5 protein-coding genes are annotated in these 7492 nt (G+C 73.5%); 4 read left to right on the forward strand and 1 reads right to left on the reverse strand.

Annotated features, from left to right (window positions below):
* From ACZJYS_RS21030 to ACZJYS_RS21040, 3 genes are all read left to right on the forward strand, one after another.
* Positions 1 to 1582: cation:proton antiporter domain-containing protein (locus ACZJYS_RS21030; RefSeq protein WP_493180214.1), on the forward strand; the 1582-nt coding region annotated here is incomplete at its 5' end.
* Positions 1582 to 2412 (forward strand): alpha/beta hydrolase, encoded by an 831-nt coding sequence (locus tag ACZJYS_RS21035; RefSeq protein WP_493180215.1) that lies wholly within the window; start codon positions 1582 to 1584, stop codon positions 2410 to 2412. The genes ACZJYS_RS21030 and ACZJYS_RS21035, both read left to right, overlap by 1 nt.
* A gap of 90 nt (positions 2413 to 2502) precedes the next feature.
* Positions 2503 to 3501: an NADP-dependent oxidoreductase gene (locus ACZJYS_RS21040; protein WP_379652171.1), complete on the forward strand. Its 999-nt coding sequence runs from the start codon at positions 2503 to 2505 to the stop codon at positions 3499 to 3501.
* A 46-nt stretch (positions 3502 to 3547) separates the two neighbouring features.
* Here the strand turns inward: ACZJYS_RS21040 and guaD are convergent, their stop codons facing one another.
* Positions 3548 to 4888 carry a guanine deaminase gene (gene guaD / locus ACZJYS_RS21045; RefSeq protein ID WP_493180216.1) on the reverse strand — a complete coding sequence of 447 codons (1341 nt, stop codon included), beginning with the start codon at positions 4886 to 4888 and terminating at the stop codon, positions 3548 to 3550.
* Positions 4889 to 5069: 181 nt separating this feature from the next.
* On the opposite strand from guaD, the gene ACZJYS_RS21050 reads away from it, so the two are divergent.
* Positions 5070 to 7492 (forward strand): cation:proton antiporter (locus ACZJYS_RS21050; RefSeq protein ID WP_493180217.1); only part of this gene is annotated, 2423 nt, incomplete at its 3' end.

The raw sequence follows: 7492 nt of genomic DNA on the forward strand, positions 1-7492 counted from the left end.
GGGCCTCGCGGCCGATCCCGGCTTCACCGCCACCCTGGCCGAGATCGGGGTGGGGCTGCTGCTGTTCGGCGTCGGGCTGCATTTCCGGGCGCAGGACCTGCTGGCGGTGTGGCGCGTGGCGCTGCCAGGGGCGGTGGCGCAGGTGGCGCTGGGCGGGCTGCTCGGCGGGCTCGTGGGCCATGTGCTGCTGGGGCTGCCGGTGGCGGGGGCCTTCGCCTTCGGGCTGGCCCTGGCGCTGGCCTCCACGGCGGTGGCGACGCGGGTGCTGGAGGAGCGCGGCCGCCTCTCCGGCGAGCCGGGCCGGCTGGCGCTGGGCTGGCTGGTGGTGCAGGACCTCATCGCCGTGCTGGGGCTGGTGCTGATCCCGACCCTGGCGGGGGGCGATACGCAGGGCCTGGGCTGGGCGCTGCTGCGCCCGGTGGCGGAGCTGGCGGCCTTCCTGGCGCTGATGCTGCTGGTCGGGCGGCGGGTGCTGCCCTGGGCGCTGAAGCGCGTGGCGCGCGCCGGCTCGCGCGAGCTGTTCACCCTGGCGGTGGTGGTGGTGGCGCTGGGCGTGGCCTTCGCCGCCACGGCGCTGTTCCATGTCTCCTTCGCGCTGGGCGCCTTCTTCGCCGGGGTGGTGCTGGGGGAGAGCGACCTCGGCCACCAGGCGGCGGCCGAGACGCTGCCGCTGCAGCGGGTCTTCGCCGCGCTGTTCTTCTTCTCGGTGGGCATGCTGCTGGACCCGGCGGCGCTGGCGGCGGCGCCCTGGGCGGCGGGCGCCGCGCTGCTCGTGGTGCTGCTGGGCACCGGGCTGGCCACCTTCCTGCTGCTGCTGGCGCTGCGCGTGCCGCCGGCCACCGCCGCCATCGTCGCCGCGGCGCTGGCGCAGATCGGCGAGTTCTCCTTCGTGCTGGCCGAGCTGGCGATCGGCCAGGGGCTGCTGCCGCCGCTGGCGCGCGGCCCGATCCTGCTCGGCAGCTTCGGCGCCATCCTGCTGCTGCCGCTGACGGCGCGCGCCTTCGGCGCGGCGGTGCCCCGGCTGGTGGCGAGCCGCGCCCTGGCCCGCTGGCAGCGGCCGCGCCGCCCCGCGCCGCCGCACCCGGCCCTGCCGGGGCTGCGGGAGCACGCCATCCTGGTGGGCTATGGCCGCGTCGGGCGCACCATCGCCGCGGCGCTGCGCCGGCACGGCCTGCCGCTGGTGGTGCTGGAGGAGGACCGCCGCATCGCCGACCGGGCGCGGGCGGAGGGGCTGCCCGTCATCTGGGGCGACGCGACGCGGGAGGACGTGCTGGCCGCCGCCCGCCCGCGCCAGGCGCGGCTGCTGGTGCTGGCCCTGCCCGGCGCCTGGGAGGCGCGGCGGGTGATGGAGCTGGCGCGCGCCGCCAACCCGGCGGTGGAGGTGGCGGTGCGCACCCATGACGATGACGAGATGGCCTGGCTGCGCCAGGAGGGCGGCGTCGGCATGGCGCTGATGGGAGAGCGGGAGGTGGCTTTGGGCATGGCCGATTTCGTGTTGCAGCGCCTGGGGGTTCCCCCCGCCAGCGCACAGGTGACGGTGGACGGCCTGCGCGCCGCCATGCCCGGCGAGGGGCTCGGCTGATGCCGGATGTCGGCGTCTCCCTGCCGCCTGGGAATGCCTCGGCGCATCCGGGGCTGCGGCACCTCCCGGCGGCGGGTGCGCGGGGCCGCCAGCGCCCCGCCGTGGCGGCCGCGCCGGCCCTGCTGTTCCTGCACGGCGCCGGCTGCGGCGGCTGGGTGTGGGAGGAAGGCTTCGCCGCGCATCTCGCGGAGGCCGGCTTCTCCGGCTGGGTGCTGGACATGGCGCGGGAGACGCATCACCGCCCTTCCGGCCTGACCGACTACGTGGTGCAGGCGCGTGCCGCCCTGGCGCGGCTCCAGGGGCCGGTGGTGCTGGTGGGCCATTCGCTGGGCGCCCTGGTGGCGCAGCGCCTGCTGATGGAGCCCGCCGTGCGCGGCGCCGCGCTGCTCACCCCCGTGCCGCCCGAGGGGCTGTGGTTCTCCTCCGCCCGGCTGGCGCTGACCGACCCGGTGCTGTGGGCCGAGGCGGCGCGGATGGACGCCCCCGTGGGCAGCGCCCCGCCCGAGCTGGCCACCACCCTGTTCAGCGCCGCCATGCCGCAGCCCCGGGCGCATGCGCTGGTGGCGCGGATGGGCGGCGAATCCCGCGCCGCCCTGCTGGAGGCGCAGCTGCCCCAGCCCGTGCCGTATGGCTGGCTGCATGGCCGCCGCGTGCTGGTGCTGGGCGCCGGGGAGGACCGGCTGATCCCGGCCGACGCGGTGCGCCGCTGCGCCCTGTGGCACGGCACGGAGGCGGAGTTCCTGCCCGGGATGGGCCACCTGATGATGCTGGAGCCGGACTGGCCCGGCCTCGCCGCGCGGCTCGAGGGCTGGCTGCGCCGCCTGGGCTGAGGCGAAGCCTCCCTCCCCCTTCTGCGTTGGCAGCCCGCCGGGACCGGCGCAGAGTGCCGCGACCCGAGCCAGAACCAGGGAGACACGCGCATGACGGAACAGAACCGGCGGATCCTGCTGAAGGCCCGCCCGACGGGCCGGCCCGGCCCCGAGCATTTCGAGCTGGCCGAGACGCCGCTGCCCGAGATCGGCAAGAACGAGGTGCTGGTGCGCCACCGCTTCCTCTCGCTCGACCCCTATATGCGCGGGCGGATGGATGACAGCGCCTCCTACTCCGCCCCCGTGAAGCTGGGCGAGGTGATGGAGGGCGAGTGCGTGGGCGAGGTGGTGGAGAGCCGCAACCCGGCCTTCGCGCCCGGCGACTGGGTGGGCGGCGCGCGCGGCTGGCAGCTCTATTCCGCCGCCCCCGGCCACACGGTGCAGAAGCTGCCCGGGGTGGAGGGCGTGCCGCCCAGCGCCTATCTGGGCGTGCTGGGCATGCCGGGCACCACGGCCTGGGTCGGCGTCACCGAGATCGGCCAGCCGCGGCCGGGGGAGACCTTCGTCGTCGCCGCCGCCTCCGGCGCGGTGGGCGGCGTGGCGGGGCAGATCGCCAAGGCCATGGGCTGCCGCGTCGTCGGCATCGCCGGCGGCGCCGAGAAGTGCCGCTACGTGACGGAGGAGCTGGGCTTCGATGCCTGCCTCGACCATCGCGGCGACCTCGGCGCGCAGCTCGACGAAGCCTGCCCCGGCGGCATCGACGTGTATTTCGAGAATGTCGGCGGCGCGGTGCAGGAGGCGGTGTTCCCCCGCATGCGGGATTTCGGGCGTATCGCCTTCTGCGGCATGGTGGCGGGCTACAACGTCCGGCCGCTGCCGCCCGGGCCCAACCTGACCAGCGTGGTGCGCAAGCGCCTGCGCCTGCAGGGCTTCATCGTCTCCGACCATCCGCGCGCCTGGGCCACTTGGCGCGAGCGCGGCGCGGCCTGGATCCGCGCGGGGAAGCTGCGCTGGAAGGAGGATGTGGCGGAAGGGCTGGAGAACGCGCCGGACGCCTTCATCGGGCTGCTCGAGGGGAAGAATTTCGGGAAGCTGGTGGTGAAGCTTTAAAGGGAAGGCCGGGGGAAGGAATTCTCCCGGACCCCCCATCTTTCTTCTATCCGTACAGGCGCTCGCCGGCGACGTAGGTGGCGCGGATGCTGCGGTCGTCGGCCAGGGTCATCAGGGCGAAAAGCTGCTCGGCGAGGCTGCCGCAGGCGGCCATGCGCATCTCCAGCAGGGGCGTGGCCTTCAGGTCCAGCACCACGAGGTCGGCCTCCATGCCGGGCTCCAGGCTGCCGATACGGTCCTCCAGGTCCAGCGCCTCGGCACCGCCGCGCGTCGCCAGCCAGAAGGCCTGCACGGCCGAGAGGCGTGTGCCATTCAGACGCGAGACCTTGTAGGCATCGCCCAGCGTGCGGAGGGTGGAGAGGCTGGTGCCGGCGCCCACGTCGCTGCCGAGGCCCACGCGCACCGGGCGGTCCCGCCGCTTCGCCGCGGACAGGCGGAAGGCGCCGCTGCCCAGGAACAGGTTGGAGCTGGGGCAGTGCGCCAGCGCCGAGCCGGTGGCGTGGCAGCGGCAGAACTCCGCCTCGGAAAGATGGACGCCGTGGCCGAACACGGCGCGCCGCCCGGTGAGGCCGGCGCGGTGATAGACGTCGAGATAGTCCTCAGCTTCCGGGAACAGCTCCCGCACCCAGGCCAGTTCCGGCGGGCTCTCGGAGAGATGGGTCTGCAGGTAGGTGCCAGGGTGCTCCCGCCACAGCCGCCCGGCGGCCGCGAGCTGCGCCGGGCTGGAGGTGGGGGCGAAGCGCGGCGTCACGGCGTAGAGCTGCCGCCCCCGGCCGTGCCAGCGTTCGATCAGCGCCGCCGATTCGTCGATGCCGCCGCCGGGCGGGTCGAGCAGGGCGGCGGGGGCGTTGCGGTCCATCAGCACCTTGCCGGCGATCATCCGCGTGTCCAGCCGCGCCGATTCCGTGAAGAAGGCCTCGGCCGAGGCGGCATGGACCGTGCCATAGACCGCCGCCGTGGTGGTGCCGGCGGCCAGCAGGGCGCGCAGGAAGACCCGCGCCACCCGCGCCGCGTGCTCCGCATCGGCGAAGGCCATCTCGGCGGGGAAGGTGTAGCGCTCCAGCCATTCCAGCAGCCCCTCGCCATAGGCGCCCACCATGGGAAGCTGCGGGTAGTGGACATGGGTGTCGATGAAGCCGGGGCAGATCAGCGCGTCCGGGTAGTGGGTGACCGCCAGCCCCGCCGCCGCTTCCGCCGAGTAATCCCCGATGCCGGCGATGCGCCCGCCCTCCAGCCGGATCAGCGCGTCCGGCCAGTGGCGCAGCGTGGCGGCGGGGTCCTCCGCCAGGAAGGGGTCCGCCCGGAAGCTGATCGCGGCGCCACGCAGGGCGCGGGCCGGCCGCTCCTGCTGCTGCGGTGCCTGTGCGGGCGGGTTCCTCGTCGCCATGCCGGGCTGTTCCTTGAAAAGCCGGCCAGGATGCCGTGGCGCGGCGGAAAAGCCATGCTCCAGACGCGGGGCGGCTTCAAGGCCTGCGCGGCGCGCCCCACATCCGCCCCAGTATTGGCCCAGAGTGGCCTTCCTTCCCCTGCCCCGTGCCATCTCCTCGCGGCGCCAGACGAGCGGACCGATGCTGACGACCCTGCCGAATACCCTCCTCGCCATCGCCATGCTGCTGATCGTCGTCAGTGCCATCCAGCCGCTCGCGGGGCGGCTGATGCTCTCCAGCACGGTGCTGCTGGCGGTGGTGGGGGTGCTGCTGGGCGGCGGCGCGACTCTGCTGCTGAACACCTCGCACACCAGCGCGCTGGACGAGGCGGCGAACACCCTGCTGCACTTCCCGATCAACGCCGAGGTGTTCCTCTTCATCTTCCTGCCGCTGCTGGTGTTCCACGGCGCGCTCTCGATCGACGTGCGCAGGCTGGCGCGGGACGCGGCGCCGGTGCTGGTGCTGGCGGTGGTGGCGGTGCTGGTGACGACGGCGGCGATCGGCTTCGCCCTCGCCCCCATCGCCGGCGTGCCGCTCACCGCCTGCCTGATGCTGGGCGCCATCGTGGCGACGACCGACCCCTCGGCGGTGGTCGGCATCTTCCGCGAGATCGGCGCCAATTCCCGCCTCACCCGGCTGGTGGAGGGCGAGAGCCTGCTGAACGACGCGGCGGCCATCTCCATCTTCACCATCTTCCTGGCCCAGCTCACCGGCCAGCACCCGGGCGACCCGATGGCGGCGGTGGTCACCTTCGTCCTGTCCTTCATCGGCGGGCTGGCGGTGGGCTTCATCCTGGCGCGGATGATGCTGGGCGTGCTGCCCCTGCTGGGCGGCAACCGCACCGCCGAGATGACGCTGACCCTGGCGCTGCCCTATGTCACCTACATCCTGTGCGACGAGTTCCTGGGCTTCTCCGGCGTGGTGGCCGCCGCCGCCGCGGGGCTGACGGTGAGCGCGGTCGGCCCCTCCACCTTCCGCCCGCAGAGCTGGCAGTTCCTGCAGGATGTCTGGGCGCAGCTCTCCTTCTGGGCCAGCTCCCTGGTCTTCGTGCTGGCCTCGATGCTGGTGCCGCGGCTGATGCTGGGCATGGAGCAGCACGACCTGCTGCTGATCGGCATCGTCATCCTGGCGGCCATGGCGGCGCGGGCGGCGGTGCTGTTCGGGCTGATGCCGCTGCTGGCCATGGCCCGCCTCTCGCAGCGCGTGCCCATCCCCTTCAAGGTGACCATCCTGTGGGGCGGCATGCGCGGCGCCATCACCCTGGCGCTGGCGCTCTCCGTCACCGAGAACGGGGCGGTGCCGAGCTCGGTGCAGCAATTCGTCGCCATCGTCGCCACCGGCTACGTGCTCAGCACCCTGCTGGTGAACGGCACCACGCTGCGCTTCCTGGTGCACTTCCTGAAGCTCGACCGCCTCTCGCCGGCCGACCAGGCGCTGCGCAACCAGGTGGTGGCGATCGGCCTCGGCGAGGTGCGGGACAAGCTGCGCGGCACCGCCGCCGAGCTGGGCTTCTCCGCCCCCGCCCGCGCCCATGTGGTGGAGCTCTACGAGCGCCGCGTGCGGGTGGAGACGGCGGCCAACACCTTCGACACCGCCATCTCCGACCGTGAGCGCGTCATCCTCGGCCTGATCACCTTCGCCAGCCAGGAGCGCTCCCTGCTGCTGGAGATGTTCCAGGACCAGGGCCTCTCCCGCCGGGTGATGGAGAACCTGCTGTGGAACGCCGAGAGCATGATCGACGGCGCCCGCAGCGAGGGCCGGCTCGGCTACATCCAGGCGGCGCGGCGGCGGCTGCAGCCCAGCCTGCGCTTCCACCTGGCGCAGTGGCTGCACCGCAAGTTCCGCATCGACACGCCGCTGATGCACTGCATGGCCGAGCGCTTCGAGATGCTGCTGCTGACGCATCTCGTCGCCCTCTCCATGCAGCGCTTCGTGCGGCGGCGGATGGAGCCGGTGCTGGGCACGCGCGTGACCGAGGTGGTCTCCGACATCGTCGCCCGCCGCGAGGACCTGCTGGCGGATGCGATGGAGACGCTGCGCCTGCAATACCCCGGCTATGCCGAGGCGCTGGAGACGCGGATCCTGCGGCAGATCGGGCTGCGGCTGGAGGCGGAGGAATACGCCACGCTGAAGCACGAATCCCTGGTGGGCGAGGAGCTGTACGACGAGCTGATCCGCGGCCTGGAGACGCTGCGCCGGCAGGTCTCCCGCCCGCTGCAGTTCAACATCCAACTCGGGCTGGACAAGCGGATCGAGGAGTTCCCGGCCTTCGCCGGGCTGCAGGACGCGCTGCTGCACGACCTGGCGATGAGCGTGACCAGCCGCTTCACCGTGCCGGGGGAGTGGATCTACCGCCGCCGCCAGCCGTCGCGCTCGGTCTATTTCATCAGCCGGGGCGAGGTGGAGTTGCAGCAGGACGGGCACAGCATCCTGCTCACCCATGGCGACTTCGTGGGCGAGGCGGAGCTGCTGCACCCCGGCCGGCGGCGCAGCCGCGCCAAGGCCACCAGCTTCTGCCACCTGCTGGAACTGAGCGCCGCCGATTTCCAGCGCCTGCTGCTGGA

Source organism: Roseomonas sp. TS2 (genome assembly GCF_058833935.1).

Coding starts and splice junctions, on each gene's coding strand:
- guaD (WP_493180216.1), bottom strand. CDS start 4,888: ATGGCGACGAGGAACCCGCCCGCACAGGCACCGCAGCAGCAGGAGCGG.
- ACZJYS_RS21035 (WP_493180215.1), top strand. CDS start 1,582: ATGCCGGATGTCGGCGTCTCCCTGCCGCCTGGGAATGCCTCGGCGCAT.
- ACZJYS_RS21040 (WP_379652171.1), top strand. CDS start 2,503: ATGACGGAACAGAACCGGCGGATCCTGCTGAAGGCCCGCCCGACGGGC.